At 43.2% G+C, this 17002-nt stretch carries 19 protein-coding genes; 11 read left to right on the top strand and 8 right to left on the bottom strand.

Annotation, left to right across the window (positions count from 1 at the left end; all coding sequences use genetic code 11):
• Positions 1 to 194 precede the first annotated feature (194 nt).
• The 9 genes from ACIY14_RS06325 (at position 195) to ACIY14_RS06285 (ending at position 9039) form a co-directional block, all read left to right on the top strand.
• On the top strand, positions 195 to 1982 hold the full coding sequence (locus tag ACIY14_RS06325; RefSeq protein ID WP_409001970.1) for a glycoside hydrolase family 35 protein: 1788 nt from the start codon (positions 195 to 197) through the stop codon (positions 1980 to 1982).
• A complete protein-coding gene (locus ACIY14_RS06320; protein WP_000156968.1) occupies positions 1979 to 2455 on the top strand; it encodes a PTS system mannose/fructose/N-acetylgalactosamine-transporter subunit IIB in 477 nt (158 codons plus the stop codon). Before ACIY14_RS06325 ends, ACIY14_RS06320 begins: the two co-directional genes overlap by 4 nt.
• Positions 2456 to 2481: 26 nt before the next feature.
• Positions 2482 to 3387 carry a PTS mannose/fructose/sorbose/N-acetylgalactosamine transporter subunit IIC gene (locus tag ACIY14_RS06315; protein ID WP_409001969.1) on the top strand — a complete coding sequence of 302 codons (906 nt, stop codon included), beginning with the start codon at positions 2482 to 2484 and terminating at the stop codon, positions 3385 to 3387.
• On the top strand, positions 3374 to 4195 hold the full coding sequence (locus ACIY14_RS06310; RefSeq protein WP_409001968.1) for a PTS system mannose/fructose/sorbose family transporter subunit IID: 822 nt from the start codon (positions 3374 to 3376) through the stop codon (positions 4193 to 4195). The genes ACIY14_RS06315 and ACIY14_RS06310 overlap by 14 nt, the downstream gene beginning before the upstream one ends.
• A 3-nt stretch (positions 4196 to 4198) precedes the next feature.
• Complete coding sequence (locus ACIY14_RS06305) at positions 4199 to 4603, top strand: PTS sugar transporter subunit IIA (protein ID WP_000045700.1); 405 nt, start codon at positions 4199 to 4201, stop codon at positions 4601 to 4603.
• A gap of 117 nt (positions 4604 to 4720) precedes the next feature.
• A complete protein-coding gene (locus ACIY14_RS06300) occupies positions 4721 to 5887 on the top strand; it encodes an SIS domain-containing protein (protein WP_409001967.1) in 1167 nt (388 codons plus the stop codon).
• Between the two features lie 10 nt (positions 5888 to 5897).
• Complete coding sequence (lacD, locus tag ACIY14_RS06295; RefSeq protein ID WP_409001966.1) at positions 5898 to 6893, top strand: tagatose-bisphosphate aldolase; 996 nt, start codon at positions 5898 to 5900, stop codon at positions 6891 to 6893.
• A gap of 146 nt (positions 6894 to 7039) precedes the next feature.
• Positions 7040 to 8077, top strand: coding sequence for an aldose epimerase family protein (locus ACIY14_RS06290; protein WP_409001965.1), 1038 nt, complete (start codon positions 7040 to 7042; stop codon positions 8075 to 8077).
• A 107-nt stretch (positions 8078 to 8184) separates the two neighbouring features.
• The gene (locus ACIY14_RS06285; protein ID WP_409001964.1) at positions 8185 to 9039 is read left to right on the top strand and encodes a VOC family protein; all 855 of its coding nucleotides are present in this window, start codon (positions 8185 to 8187) and stop codon (positions 9037 to 9039) included.
• Positions 9040 to 9145: 106 nt separating this feature from the next.
• Here ACIY14_RS06285 and ACIY14_RS06280 read toward each other — a convergent pair whose 3' ends face one another.
• The 3 genes from ACIY14_RS06280 to ACIY14_RS06270 are packed head-to-tail and all read right to left on the bottom strand — an operon-like array spanning position 9146 to position 11683.
• Positions 9146 to 10378: a sensor histidine kinase gene (locus ACIY14_RS06280; protein ID WP_409001963.1), complete on the bottom strand. Its 1233-nt coding sequence runs from the start codon at positions 10376 to 10378 to the stop codon at positions 9146 to 9148.
• A complete protein-coding gene (locus ACIY14_RS06275; RefSeq protein WP_409001962.1) occupies positions 10379 to 11053 on the bottom strand; it encodes a response regulator transcription factor in 675 nt (224 codons plus the stop codon). It abuts the gene before it with no gap.
• A gap of 9 nt (positions 11054 to 11062) precedes the next feature.
• Positions 11063 to 11683 (bottom strand): GTP pyrophosphokinase family protein, encoded by a 621-nt coding sequence (locus ACIY14_RS06270; RefSeq protein ID WP_409001961.1) that lies wholly within the window; start codon positions 11681 to 11683, stop codon positions 11063 to 11065.
• A 141-nt stretch (positions 11684 to 11824) separates the two neighbouring features.
• Here ACIY14_RS06270 and ACIY14_RS06265 point away from each other — a divergent pair, with 141 nt between their 5' ends.
• Positions 11825 to 12082 (top strand): metal-sensitive transcriptional regulator, encoded by a 258-nt coding sequence (locus tag ACIY14_RS06265; RefSeq protein ID WP_000185161.1) that lies wholly within the window; start codon positions 11825 to 11827, stop codon positions 12080 to 12082.
• Between the two features lie 308 nt (positions 12083 to 12390).
• On the opposite strand, the gene ACIY14_RS06260 is transcribed toward ACIY14_RS06265, so the two are convergent.
• The 3 genes from ACIY14_RS06260 to ACIY14_RS06250 are packed head-to-tail and all read right to left on the bottom strand — an operon-like array spanning position 12391 to position 14661.
• Positions 12391 to 12687, bottom strand: a complete 297-nt coding sequence (locus ACIY14_RS06260) for a rhodanese-like domain-containing protein (RefSeq protein ID WP_409001960.1) — start codon at positions 12685 to 12687, stop codon at positions 12391 to 12393.
• Positions 12677 to 14332, bottom strand: coding sequence for an FAD-dependent oxidoreductase (locus ACIY14_RS06255; protein ID WP_409001959.1), 1656 nt, complete (start codon positions 14330 to 14332; stop codon positions 12677 to 12679). The genes ACIY14_RS06260 and ACIY14_RS06255 overlap by 11 nt, the downstream gene beginning before the upstream one ends.
• A gap of 20 nt (positions 14333 to 14352) precedes the next feature.
• Complete coding sequence (locus tag ACIY14_RS06250; protein ID WP_409001958.1) at positions 14353 to 14661, bottom strand: rhodanese-like domain-containing protein; 309 nt, start codon at positions 14659 to 14661, stop codon at positions 14353 to 14355.
• A gap of 176 nt (positions 14662 to 14837) precedes the next feature.
• Here ACIY14_RS06250 and ACIY14_RS06245 point away from each other — a divergent pair, with 176 nt between their 5' ends.
• Positions 14838 to 15401, top strand: a complete 564-nt coding sequence (locus ACIY14_RS06245; protein ID WP_409001957.1) for a sugar O-acetyltransferase — start codon at positions 14838 to 14840, stop codon at positions 15399 to 15401.
• A 28-nt stretch (positions 15402 to 15429) separates the two neighbouring features.
• On the opposite strand, the gene ACIY14_RS06240 is transcribed toward ACIY14_RS06245, so the two are convergent.
• Positions 15430 to 16113, bottom strand: coding sequence for a DUF4956 domain-containing protein (locus tag ACIY14_RS06240; RefSeq protein WP_409001956.1), 684 nt, complete (start codon positions 16111 to 16113; stop codon positions 15430 to 15432).
• Entirely contained in the window at positions 16106 to 16882 is a 777-nt protein-coding gene (locus ACIY14_RS06235) for a polyphosphate polymerase domain-containing protein (RefSeq protein WP_409001955.1), read from the bottom strand. The genes ACIY14_RS06240 and ACIY14_RS06235 overlap by 8 nt, the downstream gene beginning before the upstream one ends.
• Positions 16883 to 17002: the final 120 nt, after the last annotated feature.

Raw genomic sequence — 17002 nt, 5'->3', positions numbered from 1 at the left:
TCATAACCTTGTGAATTATCATACATTAAAATATCGCTTTCATGCTATTTTTAGATAATTTTGGTAAATGGTAAGTAAAAAAATAGAAAAATTTTAAATAATTTTCTAAAACCTATTGACAAATGCAAAAGATTTGATTATATTTAATATTATAATAAATGAAAGCGCAAACTTAATTCGTCAGAGGTGGTAACATGACAAGATTTAAAATTGAGGACGATTTCTATTTAGATGGGAAGTCGTTCAAGATTTTGTCTGGCGCCATTCATTATTTTAGAATTCCAGCAGAGGATTGGTATCATTCTCTCTATAACTTAAAGGCGCTTGGCTTTAATACGGTCGAGACCTATGTGGCTTGGAATTTACATGAACCCGTTGAAGGGGAATTTGATTTTGAAGGTGCCAGAAATTTGGAGAGATTTCTTCAAATAGCACAAGATTTGGGTCTCTATGCCATTGTACGCCCGTCTCCATTTATCTGTGCGGAATGGGAATTTGGTGGCTTGCCGGCTTGGCTCTTGACCAAGGACATGCGAATCCGCTCGTCCGACCCGGCCTACATCGAGGCGGTTGCTCGCTATTATGACCAGTTATTGCCGAGGCTTGTGCCTCGCTTGTTGGAAAATGGTGGAAACATTCTTATGATGCAAGTCGAAAATGAATATGGTTCTTATGGAGAAGATAAGTCTTATCTGAGAGCGATTCGAAAATTGATGGAAGACCGAGGGATTGATTGCCCACTCTTTACTTCAGACGGTCCTTGGAGAGCGACTCTGAAAGCCGGAACCTTGATCGAAGATGACCTCTTTGTGACAGGGAACTTCGGCTCTAAAGCTCCATACAACTTTTCACAGATGCAGGAATTCTTTGATGAGCATGGCAAAAAATGGCCTCTCATGTGTATGGAATTCTGGGATGGTTGGTTCAACCGTTGGAAAGAACCCATCATCACACGCGATCCAAAAGAGTTGGCGGAAGCTGTTCGAGAGGTGTTAGAGCAAGGCTCCATCAACCTTTACATGTTCCATGGTGGCACAAACTTTGGTTTCATGAATGGCTGCTCGGCCAGAGGAACTCTAGATTTGCCACAAGTTACATCTTACGACTATGATGCCCTTCTCGATGAAGAAGGAAATCCAACTGCTAAATACCTAGCAGTCAAGAAGATGATGGCAACACACTTCCCAGAGTATCCACAGTTGGAACCACTTTACAAGGAAAGCATGGAAATGGAATCCATTCCACTAGTCGAAAAAGTTTCCTTGTTTGAAACCCTGGATAGCCTGGCAAGTCCAACTGAAAGTCTCTATCCAAAAGCGATGGAAGAACTTGGTCAAAGTTATGGCTACCTTCTTTATCGTACCGAAGCAAGTTGGGATGCAGAAGAGGAACGTCTCCGTATCATCGATGGACGTGATCGAGCTCAACTCTATGTAGATGGTCAATGGATTGCCACTCAATACCAGACAGAAATTGGTGAAGATATCTACTGTCAGGGCAATAGAGAAGGCTTTTCAGAGATTGATATCTTGGTCGAAAATATGGGGCGTGTCAACTACGGACATAAGTTCTTGGCAGATACGCAACGTAAAGGAATTCGGACAGGTGTCTGCAAGGATCTACACTTCATGTTAAATTGGAAACAATATCCACTTCCATTGGATAATCCTGAGAAAATTGATTTTTCAAAAGGATGGACAGAAGGACAACCCGCCTTTTACGCTTTTGACTTCACCGTTGAAGAGCCGAAGGATACCTACTTAGACTTGTCTGAGTTTGGTAAGGGAGTTGCCTTTGTCAATGGGCGTCACCTAGGACGTTTCTGGAACGTCGGCCCGACCCTCTCACTTTATATCCCCCATAGCTATCTCAAGGAAGGTGCTAACCGCATCGTCATCTTTGAAACTGAGGGCGAATATAAAGAAGAGATTCATTTAACTCGTAAACCTACACTAAAACACATAAAGGGGGAAAACTTATGACAATTGTAGGATGCCGTATCGATGGACGTTTGATCCACGGTCAAGTAGCCAATCTTTGGGCAGGGAAACTAAACGTTTCACGCATTATGGTTGTAGACGACGAAGTTGTTAACAACGATATTGAAAAGAGTGGTTTGAAACTTGCGACACCACCAGGTGTCAAACTCAGTATCTTGCCAGTTGAGAAAGCAGCAGCCAATATCCTTGCTGGTAAATACGATAGCCAACGTCTCTTTATCGTTGCACGTAAACCAGACCGTTTCCTTGGTTTGGTCGAAGCAGGTGTTCCGCTTGAAACACTCAACGTCGGCAATATGTCTCAAACACCAGAAACTCGCTCTATCACACGTTCTATCAACGTGGTAGACAAGGATGTGGAAGATTTCCACAAACTAGCAGAAAAAGGTGTGAAACTCACTGCTCAAATGGTTCCAAATGATCCAGTTTCAGACTTTTTGAGCTTATTAAAATAGGAAAAAATTTTTAGGAGGTCATTGTTATGATACAATGGTGGCAAATTTTACTTCTCACTTTGTACTCAGCTTATCAAATCTGTGATGAGTTGACAATCGTTTCATCTGCAGGTTCCCCTGTATTCGCTGGTTTCATTACCGGTTTGATCATGGGAGATGTGACAACTGGTTTGTTTATCGGTGGTAGCTTGCAGTTGTTCGTTCTCGGGGTTGGTACCTTTGGTGGTGCTTCTCGTATCGACGCAACTTCTGGTGCGGTTCTTGCAACAGCATTCTCTATCTCTCAAGGTATTGATACAGATCTTGCGATCACAACAATCGCTGTACCAGTAGCAGCACTTTTGACATACTTCGACGTTCTTGGACGTATGACAACTACTTTCTTTGCACACCGTATTGATGCTGCGATCGAACGCTTCGACTACAAAGGTATCGAACGCAACTACCTTCTTGGTGCAGTTCCTTGGGCTCTTTCTCGCGCCCTTCCAGTATTCTTCGCCCTTGCTTTTGGTGGTGCTTTTGTACAATCAGTAGTAGACCTTGTTAAAGAATATCAATGGGTTGCAGACGGTTTGACTCTTGCAGGTCGTATGCTTCCAGGTCTTGGATTCGCTATCTTGCTTCGTTACCTTCCGGTTAAACGTAACCTTCACTACCTTGCTATGGGATTCGGTTTGACAGCTATGTTGACTGTACTTTACTCATACGTAACAAGTCTTGGTGGTGCTGTTGCTGGTATCATTAGCCTTTTACCTGCTGATGTTGCTGAAAAGATTGGCTTTGCTAACAACTTCAAAGGTTTGTCTATGATCGGTATCTCTATCGTAGGTATCTTCCTTGCAGTTGTTCACTTTAAGAACAGCCAAAAAGTAGCTGTAGCAGCACCTTCTACACCATCAGAAAGTGGGGAAATCGAAGATGACGAATTCTAATTACAAACTTACAAAAGAAGATTTTAATCAAATCAACAAACGTAGCTTGTTTACTTTCCAATTGGGTTGGAACTATGAACGTATGCAAGCTTCTGGTTACCTTTACATGATCTTGCCTCAATTGCGTAAAATGTATGGGGATGGAACTCCTGAATTGAAAGAAATGATGAAAGTTCATACTCAATTCTTCAATACTTCTCCATTCTTCCACACAATTATCGCTGGTTTTGACCTTGCCATGGAAGAAAAAGATGGTATAGGTTCAAAAGATGCCGTTAACGGTATCAAGACAGGTTTGATGGGACCATTTGCTCCTCTTGGAGACACAATCTTTGGTTCACTTGTACCTGCTATCATGGGATCTATCGCAGCAACTATGGCTATCGCTGGCCAACCATGGGGTATCTTCCTTTGGATTGCAGTTGCAGTTGCATATGACATCTTCCGTTGGAAACAGTTGGAATTTGCCTATAAAGAAGGGGTTAACCTTATCAATAACATGCAAAGTACGTTGACAGCTTTGATTGACGCTGCATCTGTACTTGGTGTCTTCATGATGGGTGCTCTTGTAGCAACAATGATCAACTTTGATATTTCTTACAAATTGCCAATCGGTGAAAAGATGATTGACTTCCAAGACATCTTGAACTCAATCTTCCCACGCTTGCTTCCAGCAATCTTTACTGCCTTTATCTTCTGGTTGCTTGGTAAGAAAGGTATGAACTCTACTAAAGCGATCGGTATCATTATCGTTCTTGCAGTAGGTCTTTCATTCATCGGTAAATTCTTGCTTGGAATGGGCGCATAATTTATGAGCAAATCATTAATTTTGGTGAGTCATGGTCGCTTCTGTGAAGAACTGAAAGGTAGCACAGAAATGATCATGGGTCCACAGGACAACATTCATGCAGTGGCTCTTCTTCCAGAAGATGGCCCAGAAGAATTTACTGCAAAATTTGAAGCTGCTATCGAAGGATTGGATGATTTCCTAGTCTTTGCGGACCTTCTCGGTGGTACACCATGTAACGTGGTAAGCCGTTTGATTATGGAAGGTCGCGACATTGAACTCTACGCAGGGATGAATCTTCCAATGGTGATTGAATTTATCAATGCCAGCCTTACAGGCGCAGATGCGGACTATAAGAGTCGTGCTGCAGAAAGCATTGTAAAAGTCAATGATTTGTTAGCTGGCTTCGATGATGACGAAGACGAATAAGATGTGATAACGGCTAAATCGTTAGAACAGCTTGTATAGAATATACATGGGAATGGGAGTCACTCCCATTCCCATATTTTCAATAGGAATGAAACAACAATAGATTAGAGGAACTCTATGCTAAATTACACAAAAGAAGAATTACTTGAACTGGGTGCAGAAATCACGACTCGTGAAATCTACCAACAGCCTGATGTATGGGAAGAGGCTTTTGAAGCCTATCAAGCGAAACGTGAAGAAATTGCAGCTTTTCTGCAAGGTATCGCTGATAAACATGACTATATCAAGGTCATCTTGACAGGTGCTGGTACTTCTGCTTATGTGGGAGATACCTTGGTACCATACTTTAAGGAAGTCTATGACGAACGTAAATGGAACTTCAATTCTATTGCGACAACAGATATTGTAGCCAATCCAGAAACCTATCTGAAAAAAGATGTGGCGACTGTCCTTGTATCCTTTGCTCGTAGTGGGAATTCACCTGAAAGTGTGGCGACTGTTGATTTGGCTAAAGCCTTGGTTGACGACCTCTATCAAGTGACCATTACATGTGCTGCAGATGGTAAATTGGCGCTTCAAGCTCATGGCGATGAGCGCAATCTTTTGCTCTTGCAACCAGCTGCCTCTAATGATGCTGGCTTTGCCATGACTTCTAGCTTTACATCTATGATGTTGACAGCTCTCTTGGTTTTTGACCCTACAGAATTTGCTGTTAAAGCTGAACGTTTTGAAGTTGTGGTTAGCCTTGCCCGTAAGGTCCTAGACAATGCAGCAGATGTCAAAGAGCTTGTTGACCTAGACTTTAACCGTGTCATCTATCTGGGGGCAGGTCCTTTCTTCGGTCTTGCTCATGAAGCTCAGCTCAAGATTTTGGAATTAACAGCTGGTCAAGTGGCAACTATGTATGAAAGCCCAGTTGGCTTCCGTCACGGTCCAAAATCATTAATTAACGAAGATACAGTTGTTTTGGTCTTTGGCACAACGACAGACTACACTCGCAAGTACGACTTGGACTTGGTTCGTGAAGTGGCTGGTGACCAGATTGCCCGTCGCGTCGTGCTTTTGAGTGATCAGGCCTTTGGTCTTGAAAATGTCAAAGAAGTGGCACTTGGTTGCGGCGGTGTCTTGAATGACATTTACCGTGTCTTCCCTTACATCGTATATGCCCAACTCTTTGCCCTTTTGACTTCGCTTAAAGTGGAAAACAAACCAGATACACCATCACCTACAGGCACCGTAAACCGTGTGGTACAAGGTGTCATCATTCATGACTATCAAAAATAAGGAAGTATCTATGAGTAAATTACAATTAAGTCCCAATAAAGTAGCCCGCTTGCAAAAACTCTCTGACGAGAATGGCATTATCTCAGCTCTTGCCTTTGACCAACGTGGTGCTTTAAAACGCCTCATGGCTCAATACCAAACAGAGGAACCAACTGTGGCTCAAATGGAAGAACTCAAGGTCTTGGTTGCAGATGAATTGACAAAATACGCTTCATCTATGCTTCTTGACCCTGAGTATGGTCTCCCAGCTACAAAAGCGCTTGATGCCAACGCAGGCCTTCTCCTTGCTTATGAAAAAACTGGCTACGACACAACTAGCACTAAACGCTTGCCAGACTGCTTGGATGTTTGGTCTGCCAAACGCATCAAAGAACAAGGTGCTGATGCTGTCAAATTCTTGCTTTACTACGATGTAGACAGCTCTGACGAACTCAACCAACAAAAACAAGCTTACATCGAACGCATCGGTTCAGAGTGTGTGGCGGAAGACATTCCATTCTTCCTTGAAATCCTCGCTTACGATGAAAAAATCGCTGACGCAGGTTCTGCTGAATACGCTAAAGCAAAACCACACAAGGTTATCGGTGCTATGAAGGTCTTCTCAGACCCACGCTTCAACATCGATGTCTTGAAAGTGGAAGTTCCAGTCAATGTCAAATACGTTGAAGGTTTTGGCGATGGTGAAATCGTGTATACTCGTGAAGAAGCAGCAGCCTTCTTCAAAGCACAAGACGAAGCGACTAACCTTCCATACATCTACTTGAGTGCGGGAGTGTCAGCTAAACTTTTCCAAGAAACCCTTGTCTTTGCCCACGAATCAGGTGCAAACTTTAACGGTGTTCTTTGCGGCCGTGCAACTTGGGCTGGATCAGTTGAAGCCTACATCAAAGACGGTGAAGCAGCAGCTCGTGAATGGTTGCGTACAACTGGATTTGAGAACATTGACGAACTCAACAAAGTTCTCAAAACAACAGCAACTTCATGGACTGAACGTGTAGAAGCATAAAACAAGAATAGAAGACCCCCCTTTTGTTAAGAAGATACTTAAGGTTTTCTGACAAAGGATTCTGAACATAGAAACTACAACCATAGATGGTGCATACACTCTCTATGGTTTGTTTACTTAAGAGAAATGAATCAAAGGAGAACAGAATGAAAGCATACACAGAGCGTGTATTTGGAAATCATGATGGCAAGGATGTCTTGGCCTATCGCTTTGAGACTGACGGTGGCTATCAGCTGGAGATTATGACTTATGGTGCGACCATTTTGCGCTATGTAACGCCTGACAAGGCTGGAAATTTTTCCAATGTTATCTTGGGCTTTGATGATTTTGCTAGCTATGTAGGCAATAGTCCCAAGCATGGAGCAAGTGTGGGGCCAGTAGCAGGTCGTATCGCAGGTGCGACATTTGAGCTCAATGGCAAGACCTATGACCTTGAAGTTAATAATGCTAGCAACTGTAACCACAGTGGTTCAACTGGTTGGGATTCGAGCTTGTTTGAATTGGTCGAAGTAAGCGACCATGGCTTGACCCTCTACACAGAGCGTACAGACGGGACAGGAGGATTTCCTGGGAATCTTAAGATTTGGATTAGCTACCGCTTGGAAGAAACAGGTGCCTACGAAGTCAGCTACAAGGTAACGACCGATCAGGATACGCTGGTCAATCCAACTAATCACAGCTACTTCAACTTGTCTGGCGATTTCACGCAGACAGTTGACCGCCATGTCTTTCAGCTAAATACGGAGGGCATTTACCCAATCGCTCCGGACGGTGTTCCGGCCAAAACTCCAGATGCCAATCGTGACGTAGTAAAACACATCTACAATGGTGCTTTGCTCAAGGATATCTTTGCAGAAGAAGATGAGCAAATCCAGATGGTATCTGGTTTGGATCACCCATTTGCCCTCCCTGCAGGCCATGACAATGCTGGTTTCCTTTATGACCAAAATTCAGGTCGCTTCCTACTTTTCAAGACAGAGGCTCCTTGCTTTGTGGTCTACACAGCAAACTTTGTGGATGAGGGTGTCATCATAGCTGGTCAGCCAATGATTCAGCACAATGGGATTGCCCTTGAAGCGCAGGCCTTACCAGATGCCATTCACAGTGACCTCAAAGACCAAGTTATTCTCAAAGCGGGGCAAACCTTTACCAGCAAAACTCGCTACGAGCTGGTTGTTAAATAAAAAGAAGAGCTGGTTTCCAGCTCTTTTGAGTTGTCTTCGTTGACATTTTATCTCAATAGTGTATAATGGATGTAATTAATAAAGTTACAACAAAAAGGAGACACCCTATGACTTATGCATACCAAAGCCACATTTACCTAGCAGAGGCGGTTTTAAATGTCAAGGATTTGACGAGTCAAACGGCTTTTTATCACCAGATTATTGGCTTAGAGATTTTATCTCAAACAGAGACAGAAGCGATTTTGGGACTTGGCAGAAAAGCCTTGGTCCACCTGATTCAGGCAGAAAAAGCTGGGGAAGTAAGGGAGCATTATGGGCTCTACCATCTAGCGATTTTATTGCCGACACGAAAAGCCTTGGCAGATGTCCTGAAACACTTAAGTGATTTGCGCATTCCTCTGGTCGGAGGAGCGGATCATGGATACAGTGAGGCCCTTTATCTGGAAGATTTGGAAGGAAATGGCATTGAACTCTACCGTGATAAGCCAGTTTCTTCATGGGATATTCGAGAAGACGGACGCATTATCGGTGTGACAGAGGCCCTTGCGGCTCAGGATATCTATGAGTTAGGGGAAAAGGTAGATCCCTTTATCCTAGCTGAAGGGACGAGAATGGGGCATATCCATCTATCGGTTAAGGATAGTCGCGCGGCGAGTCAGTTTTATCAAAAGGTGTTAGGGCTAGAGGATAAATTTAGCATCCCTAGTGCTAGTTGGATTGCAGCTGGGGACTACCACCATCACTTAGCAGTCAATGAATGGGGAGGAAAAAATCTGGCTCCACGTAAGGCAGGCATGCCTGGCTTGGCCTACTACGTCCTTGAGGTCGAAAGCAAGGAAGAACTCTTAGCCATCGTTCAGCAAGCGCAAGAGGTAGAAGCACCAATCAAGTGGGTAAATTCGAGTGAGTTGAATCTTGTAGACCCAGATGGGATTGTGACCCGCATTCGCTTGGAACGATGAGATGTGAAAAACACATCATATACATAGAAAAAGGCGGACAAGCTCGCATTCTGTTTTTAGAATGCGGACTTGTTCGCTTTTTATGGAATAATAAAGAGTGAAACCATTATAGCCAAACTGTAAAGGTAATCACCTGTTTTTTGTAGCTGACAAAGATTTTTCCTCTAAACAAGCTGACGAGGTGCTGAGCCATGGAGAGGCCTATTCCATGGCCAGATATAGTTTGGTTATTGTGAGAGGTCTCCGCACGATAAAAGCGGTCAAAGAAACGTTTAATATTAGCTGCTTGCCCATCCTTATAATCATTAGAAATAGTGATACAAGTGTGTTTGTGTAGTAGATAATTTTTTCGTTGAAGCGTCAAGCGAATCGTTCCAGCGGGGTCGCAGTATTTGCGGGCATTGTCAAGAAGAATGCTAAGAAGCTCATAAAATTCCTCTTGGGCTACTTTTTCTACAACATCTGCTTCAATAGAACTTTCAAATCTTTTATCTTCTTTGGTAAAGAGAGGAGCAAAATCTGAGGCAACCTTTTCAGCGATGACGGAGATATTTTGAGGAGCTAGTTTGATATCCTCTTGCTCCTCGAGCCGAGCAAGTCGGATGAGTCTTCCAATCAGATGGTTAAGACGCTCTGTCTGTTCCTTAGTGCTGATACTCCACTCAGTCTCACCCTCTATTAACTCCTGTAGTTCGGTATTGGCCGAAATAATAGCTAGAGGTGTTTTGAGTTCGTGTCCTGCATTGGTGATAAACATCCGTTGCTTTTCATAGTTTTTGATAAAAGGACGAATGACAATCCCTGAAATCAAGGTGAAGAGTAGTATGAGGAGGAGTAAGCTAGCTAAGGCTAGCCAGATAGAAACTTGAAGTAGGGTACTGCGTTCCCGGATATAGTAAGTCGTTTCAAAGAAGACCAGCAGTTTCCCAGTCGTAGATTGGCTCACTTGGTAGGTAAAATAACGCCCCTTATGAGTAATAGTGCCATAAGTTTCCTGCTTTTTGAGAACATTGGGGAGAAAACTTTTGACCTCATCCTCAGTTAAGGATTGAACATTTGTGAGAGAGATGGCGTAGTCATTTTCCTTTTCTCTGACGGAGAAGTATTGGAAATTATAGACGATTCCTTCCTGGATATTTTTCTCAGTCAGACTTTCTTTGACTTCGTCAGTAATAGGAAGTTCCCCCTCATTCTTGGTTAAGATAGAGAGAACAGTGTGAATGTTGTCCTCAGTCTGAGTGTAGACGATACTATTCATCAAAACTAGAAAGAAGGTTAGAATCAGAGTGATGGCAAGAGTAGCCGTTGCGATAAATTTGATACGAAGCTTTCGAAACATCTAGTCACCTCCTGTTAATTGGAAGGGGCCTTCTGCCGGCCCAAGTATCTGTAAGCTAGACTGGACACTTTGGAGTTTTTGGCGTAGGTAGGAAATATAGAGAAAAACGAGCTCGTGATCACTTTCTTCCAACTCATCTGGCCAGACCTGTTCTAGTAGTTGTTGACAACTGAGGGCTTGGTTAGCATACTGGATGAGGAGGGTCAAGAGTTGAGTCTCTTTCTTTCCTAGGCGAATGCTGTTTGTAGCAGCTAATTCTTGTTCGTTAATGTCTAAGCGGGTGTTGCCTAATTGGACGGTATCGGGTGTATAGTCCTCCAGACGGCGGGCAGTAGAACGGAGTCTAGCCAATAGTTCCTTGAGAGAGAAGGGTTTGGTTAAGTAGTCGTCGGCACCTGCATCGAGTCCGGTTACACGGTCATCTACTTCCGCCATGGCTGTCAACATGATAACGTGGGTCGTATTGCCCAACTGGCGAATTTCTTTGAGGGCTTCAATTCCAGTTTTAATTGGCATCATGATGTCAAAAATCATGAGGTGATAGTGGTTAGATTTAGCCTTTTCGACAGCGTCTTGTCCGTTAAAAACAGAATCAACGCTGTAGCCTTCGCGTTCTAACGCAACGGTGATAACACGATTTAGTTGGGTTTCATCTTCGGCAAGTAAGATTTTCATAAGTTCTCCTTAGTCTTGATCAGAGCGCTGAATCAAATCACGGATGGTTTGCATGGTCAAGTCACAAGAAGCAAGTTCATCGGAACAACGTTTGAGCTCGCGCGTGATTCTCTCAGGATTTTGGATGTTTTTCTTGTATTTCATCTGGTGTTCGAGGCTGGCCCAGGAGTCCATGGCAATCGTACGCAGTTGAATCTCGATAAAATAGGTACCCTGGTCATTTCCCAGACAGTCTGGGTAGGGAGTGGTCACCTCTAGAATCAGATGATAGGAACGGTAGCCGTTGGGTTTGACCTGACGGATATAGTCTTTCTCTTTGAAAATATGGATGCTTGACATCTGGCGAATATACTCTACGATGCGGTAGATATCATCTGTAAAGCCTGTGATAATTCGAACGCCTATAGCATCTCGTATTTCTTTAAGAGCGGATTGACTTGTTTGAGGAAGACTTTTGCGTTGGCATTTTTCACGCATACTTTTTTCTGTTTTGATGCGCGCATGCAAATGCTCATATAGTTTGAGGTTGGTTTCCTTTTTGTAATTAGCTGCGGCCTCTTCTATGTCTTGAATAAAGGTTTGCAAGATAGTCGGTAAATAGGATTCGTAGCCACCATAGATAGAATTCATAAGTAAGTCCATTCTGAACATTTTTTTACTATTATATCATGAAAACACGGATTGGGTTCCTATAAAAACAGATAGGATGAGAATTTTGACAAAGAACCTTATTCGAGATATAATGAAGAAAAAGTGACCAAGGATAAATCAATGACAAACTCAAAGTATATAACACGCTTGAAACGTTCAGAGGGCCAGTTGCGTGGGATTCAAAAGATGATTGAAGAAGATCGTGACTGCGCTGATATTGTGACGCAGTTGACAGCAGTGAAGTCTAGTGTTGAGCGCGTGATTGAGATGATGATTACCGAAAATCTCACCGCCTGCATCAACCAACCGCTAGACGACCCTGAGGCTCAAAAAGAACGTTTGGAAAAGGCTATCCGATACTTGATTAAACGGAAATAAACTAATTTTTTGAGATAAGAGTTGCAAAGGTCTAGCTACTATTAGAATAGTGTAATGTGACTCAAGAGAGGCTGGTAAAAAGCCTTTAAAATAAAAAAACGCATACTATCAGGCGTTGAAAAGCCTTGATAGTATGCGTTTTATTGTGGGGAGATTTATACTCTTCGAAAATCAAATTCAAACCACGTCAGCTTCACCTTGCCGTACTCAAGTACAGCCTGCGGCTAGCTTCCTAGTTTGCACTTTGATTTTCATTGAGTATTACTTCATTTTCTCCTGAAATTGAGTTGTTGCCCAGCTTCTTTTGATTATTCTACTTGCCCAGGCCAAGCATTCATACCACCTTCTACATTGGTAACGGTGAGACCTTGGGCACTGAGAAATTGACAGGCAGAGGCGGAACGTACTCCACCTTGACAGATGACATGGTATTCATGGTCCGGTTTGAGTTCTTTGTAGCCTTGCTCCAAGGTACTTAAAGGCAGACTTTTAGCACCTGGCACATGTCCTGCTTGGAATTCATGTACTTCACGGACATCGATAAGATCTAGATTTTCATGTTGATATTTTTCATAAAAGTCAGCCATGCTGATATTAGTTACCATATTCTACTCCTTCTGGGTTAGCCATTTTGTATAGTGAATAAGCGCCGTCAAGGTTTTGGACGGTAAATCCTGCTTGCTTGAGGATACGCTCTGCGATATAGCTGCGCAAACCACTGTGGCAGCTAACGATGTAGGCTTGGTTCTTGTCCAGTTCATCCAAGCGTTCCCGTAGTTCGTTTAGGGGGATATGAATGGTATCGACTTTGAGTCGACCACTTTGGAATTCGCCACTTGTCCGCACATCTAGGAATTTCTTGCCCTTAGCCAGTTCGTCTTCGAGCTGGTACCATTGAATATTGTCGCTGAGGCCCTCGATAAGGTTCAAGGCTGCGTAGCCCAGCATATTGACGGGATCCTTGGCAGATCCAAAAGGTGGCGCATAGGTAAACTCTAACTCTGGTAAGTCAAAGACGGTGAGATTTCCCTTGATGGCAGTAGCTAGGATATCGATTCGCTTGTCAACACCTTTCTTTCCAACTCCTTGGGCACCATAGATTTTTCCAGTGGTTGGGTCAAAGAGGAGCTTCAAGGTCATATCAGTAGCGCCTGGATAATAACCAGCGTGGTCTTTACCGCTGACATGAAGTGCCTTGTAAGGAAGTTGGTTCATGCTAAGGATACGCTCGCTGAGACCAGTCGAAGCAGCTGTCATATCAAAGGCACGAACGATCGCAGTGCCGATACTGCCCTTGTTTGTACGCCCGAGTCCTGCGATGACGTCCGCCACTTGGCGTCCCTGACGATTGGCAGGAGAAGCGAGAGAGATGAGGGCGTCTTGGCCCGTAATCTCTTGCTTGACGACGATGGCATCCCCAACTGCAAAAATATCTTTTTGACTGGTTTCATAATGTTCATCGACCAAGATCCCACCACGAAGTCCCAGTTCAATTCCCGCAGCTTTAGCCAGTCCGTTTTCAGGTTCAACACCGACAGAAAGGATGGTGAGGTCAGAAGTGATCTTTTGACCGTTTTCGAGAACGATGACTTTTCCTTGGTCTTCAAATCGAGTTGCAGACTGAGAAGTGATAACGCGAACGCCGTTTTTAACCAATTCTGCTTGAACAAAGGCTGCCATTTCGTGATCTAATGGTGGCAAGACATGGGGCGCTTTTTCAACGATAGTAACTTGCAATCCACGTTTCGCCAGGTTTTCAGCCATTTCAAGCCCGATAAAGCCTGCGCCGATAACGACAGCTTCTTTTGGATGATTGTCCAAGGCCGCCATAATTTCATCGAGATCGGGAACATTGCGAAGCGTGTAGGCGTTCTTAGCTTCTGCCAAGCCTTCAATGGTAGGAACAAATGGTTTAGCTCCTGGGGAGAGGATCAACTTGTCGTAGCTTTCTGTGAATTCCTGTCCATCATGGCGTACGGTCACAGTGTGCTCTGTTGGTGAAATGCTGATGACCTCATGGAAAGGACGAACATCGAGATTAAAGCGTGCCCTGAGACTTTCAGGAGTTTGAACCAATAAACTATCACGGTTTGAAATTTCTCCTGAAACATAGTAAGGAAGTCCGCAGTTTGCAAAGGAAACAAAGGGACCTTTCTCAAAAATAGTGATTTCAGCGTCTTCCATGAGACGTCTGAGACGGGTTGCTGCTGACATACCGCCTGCAACTCCTCCAGCAATGATAACTTTCATTGACTTTCTCCTTTATGCTTCTAGATGACCTTACCTGTCCAAGCGCTCATACCGCCTCGAACATTGACGACATCGTAACCTTTTTTCTTTAGCTTTTTAGCGGCTAGTTTGCTTCGCACACCAGAATGACAAATGACATAAAGTGTTTCTTTTGTCGCAGGTGTGTAAGATCCAATCTCAGTTAGAGGGACATTCTTAGCATTTTTGATATGACCTCTATGGAATTCCGTAGGCGTCCGAACATCCAGTAGCTGAATCGGTTCTCTGAGTTTAGCTTCTAACTCGCTGGTAGAAATACTGTCAATTTTTGTAAATAATAAGTGAAACATAGGCACCTCCAAATATACCCTTACGGGGTATATTAAACCATGAAGTTAAGCTTTTGTCAAGCAAGTTGTTTTGAGTTGGGACGGGGAATGGTTTCGAGAGACTGGAAAGCAGGTTATTCTTGACCTTTCAAAGTCTTTTTGATATGATGGCCTCAAAGTAAGTGTGAGGGATTAAGATGGCCAGTGAATACCAGAAAATGATAGCAGGAGAGCCCTATCATCCGTTTGACCCCGAGTTGCGGACCTTGGCTCAGACAGCACGTCAGAAGCAGGCGGATTTCAACCAGGAGCTAGACCCCTTGAAAGGGGCGGAGATTATCAAGACTTGGTTTGGTTCAACTGGGGAAAATCTCTATATCAATCCACGCCTGGTGGTCGATTATGGAGTCAATATCCATATAGGGGAAAATTTTTACTCCAATTGGAACTTGACCATGCTGGATGTTTGTCCGATTCGCATCGGTAACAATGCCATGCTTGGCCCCAACTGTCAGTTTTTAACCCCACTCCATCCACTGGATCCGCATGAACGCAATTCAGGGGTCGAATACGGCAAGCCCATCACCATCGGTGATAATTTCTGGGCTGGAGGTGGCGTCATTGTCCTTCCTGGAGTGACACTGGGCAATAACGTAGTGGCAGGAGCGGGAGCCGTGATTACCAAGTCCTTTGGAGACAATGTTGTCCTAGGTGGCAATCCTGCGCGTGTTATCAAAAAAATTCCAGTCAAAGAAAATTAAAAGAACAGCAAAATGCTGTTCTTTTTTGCTAGAGATTTTTTCTCTTTTTAGCTTTTTTAGTTATAGCTACATCACATTGATGGATATTTTGTGTAAGATAGCTAGTCACTTGGAAATCATCCACCTCTGTTTTTAGCTCGACTTCATAGACAATGCTGAGATTGTCACCCGCGTTTGTGCTATTGATTGTAATCATATCAATCTCTGAGCAGAATTGGTCAAGAGCAGTCTGGATAGCTTCCTGTACCTTCTCTTGATTGGCTACCGTGATTGTCAAAAGTCTACGACGTTGATTGTCAGTTTTGACTTGTTGATTCTCCAAAAGGAACCAAACACCCAAGATAAATAGGGTGAACAAAATTGCCAGGAAGAGATAGCCTGTTCCACAAGCTAGACCGATAATCATGGCTAGGAAAATAGCAATCAGTTCTCTTGATCCACTCGTTGCAGAACGGAAACGGATCAAACTAAAGGTTCCGGCTACGGCAATCGAAGTACCTAAGCTTCCATTGACTAGAAAAATAACCAAAGTCATGAGGCTGGGAAGCAGAGTCAAGCTGATAGCAAATTCTCTAGTATAGAGGGTTCGATATTTGTAGGTCCAAGTGAGAGCCAAACCAAGAGTTAGACTGACAAGTAGAGCCAGCATTAGTTGGAAGGGGTCTACACTGGCAGTAGCGTTGTTGAAAATTGAATTAAATAGATTAAGCATAAGCGGCACCTGCGCTTTCTATATTGGGACGTGGTGCGTAAGGGAGTCCTTGAGATTTGTGGTAAGCACAACTGTATTTTGAAAATTTGTGCTCAATCAAACCATACTTGTCTAGAATGTCCTGCAACCACTGGGGCTTGTTTCCAGGAGCCTTAATCTCCATAATCACAGTATTATCATCCAATAGAGGGGCCCCTTGATTTCCAGAGAAAAGATTAACATTTTCATCTCTATAGACTAGATTTTGGTCAATCGTGATACGAATTTTGTTATAGTTGTAGCCCTCGATGTATTTTTTTTCTTTTAATGAATAACGATCGTAGTAGATATACATACGAGGCTTGATGCCCTGTTTGTAGTCCTGATGAAGTTTTTTCACTTTTTCAATGACGATCTTATCTGTGATACTAGCATCCAAGTGCCCTTTGGTTATAAAATTAAGGATAGAACTAGGAGTTGAGAGTAGTCTAAACTTACGGCCAACCCCTTCTTGGTCCTTGGTTTTGATTTCTAAAAATACTTGACTATCTAATGTAGGCTGGCTGAGATAGGTCCGCATCCGAACCTTTTCTTTTCGCTTATCTCCAAAATCATCATCTAGGAGAACATCAAAGTCTTCCGTATCAAAGTAGATATTTGAAATGGTTGAAATTGGATAGTCGTCTTCTACCAAATATTCCTTTAAATCCTGAATGAGTTTCTCTAAAATTTCTTTAGAGACAACATATTTGGTTTCAATCCGTTTGAATTTAGTTTCTAGTGGTTTCATAAGTCTTTCTCCTCTTATACTCATTGAAAATCAAATTCAAACCACGTCAGCTTCACCTTGACGTACTCAAGTACAGCCTGCGGCTAGCTTCCTAGTTTGCTCTTTGATTTTCATTGAGTA

Source organism: Streptococcus sp. ST16 (assembly GCF_046098135.1).
In the GTDB taxonomy this organism is placed as follows: domain Bacteria; phylum Bacillota; class Bacilli; order Lactobacillales; family Streptococcaceae; genus Streptococcus.
Note: the sequence above shows the minus strand (reverse complement) of the source record. Positions and strands in the feature narration are given on the sequence as shown.

Bases quoted from the DNA above. Each gene is read 5' to 3' on its own strand.
- ACIY14_RS06260 (WP_409001960.1), bottom strand. From the start codon at position 12,687: ATGGTAACTAATATCAGCATGGCTGACTTTTATGAAAAATATCAACAT.
- ACIY14_RS06290 (WP_409001965.1), top strand. From the start codon at position 7,040: ATGAAAGCATACACAGAGCGTGTATTTGGAAATCATGATGGCAAGGAT.
- ACIY14_RS06325 (WP_409001970.1), top strand. From the start codon at position 195: ATGACAAGATTTAAAATTGAGGACGATTTCTATTTAGATGGGAAGTCG.
- ACIY14_RS06245 (WP_409001957.1), top strand. From the start codon at position 14,838: ATGGCCAGTGAATACCAGAAAATGATAGCAGGAGAGCCCTATCATCCG.
- ACIY14_RS06315 (WP_409001969.1), top strand. From the start codon at position 2,482: ATGATACAATGGTGGCAAATTTTACTTCTCACTTTGTACTCAGCTTAT.
- ACIY14_RS06270 (WP_409001961.1), bottom strand. From the start codon at position 11,683: ATGAATTCTATCTATGGTGGCTACGAATCCTATTTACCGACTATCTTG.
- ACIY14_RS06285 (WP_409001964.1), top strand. From the start codon at position 8,185: ATGACTTATGCATACCAAAGCCACATTTACCTAGCAGAGGCGGTTTTA.
- ACIY14_RS06240 (WP_409001956.1), bottom strand. From the start codon at position 16,113: ATGCTTAATCTATTTAATTCAATTTTCAACAACGCTACTGCCAGTGTA.
- ACIY14_RS06305 (WP_000045700.1), top strand. From the start codon at position 4,199: ATGAGCAAATCATTAATTTTGGTGAGTCATGGTCGCTTCTGTGAAGAA.
- ACIY14_RS06250 (WP_409001958.1), bottom strand. From the start codon at position 14,661: ATGTTTCACTTATTATTTACAAAAATTGACAGTATTTCTACCAGCGAG.
- lacD (WP_409001966.1), top strand. From the start codon at position 5,898: ATGAGTAAATTACAATTAAGTCCCAATAAAGTAGCCCGCTTGCAAAAA.
- ACIY14_RS06265 (WP_000185161.1), top strand. From the start codon at position 11,825: ATGACAAACTCAAAGTATATAACACGCTTGAAACGTTCAGAGGGCCAG.
- ACIY14_RS06300 (WP_409001967.1), top strand. From the start codon at position 4,721: ATGCTAAATTACACAAAAGAAGAATTACTTGAACTGGGTGCAGAAATC.
- ACIY14_RS06275 (WP_409001962.1), bottom strand. From the start codon at position 11,053: ATGAAAATCTTACTTGCCGAAGATGAAACCCAACTAAATCGTGTTATC.
- ACIY14_RS06235 (WP_409001955.1), bottom strand. From the start codon at position 16,882: ATGAAACCACTAGAAACTAAATTCAAACGGATTGAAACCAAATATGTT.
- ACIY14_RS06310 (WP_409001968.1), top strand. From the start codon at position 3,374: ATGACGAATTCTAATTACAAACTTACAAAAGAAGATTTTAATCAAATC.
- ACIY14_RS06320 (WP_000156968.1), top strand. From the start codon at position 1,979: ATGACAATTGTAGGATGCCGTATCGATGGACGTTTGATCCACGGTCAA.
- ACIY14_RS06255 (WP_409001959.1), bottom strand. From the start codon at position 14,332: ATGAAAGTTATCATTGCTGGAGGAGTTGCAGGCGGTATGTCAGCAGCA.
- ACIY14_RS06280 (WP_409001963.1), bottom strand. From the start codon at position 10,378: ATGTTTCGAAAGCTTCGTATCAAATTTATCGCAACGGCTACTCTTGCC.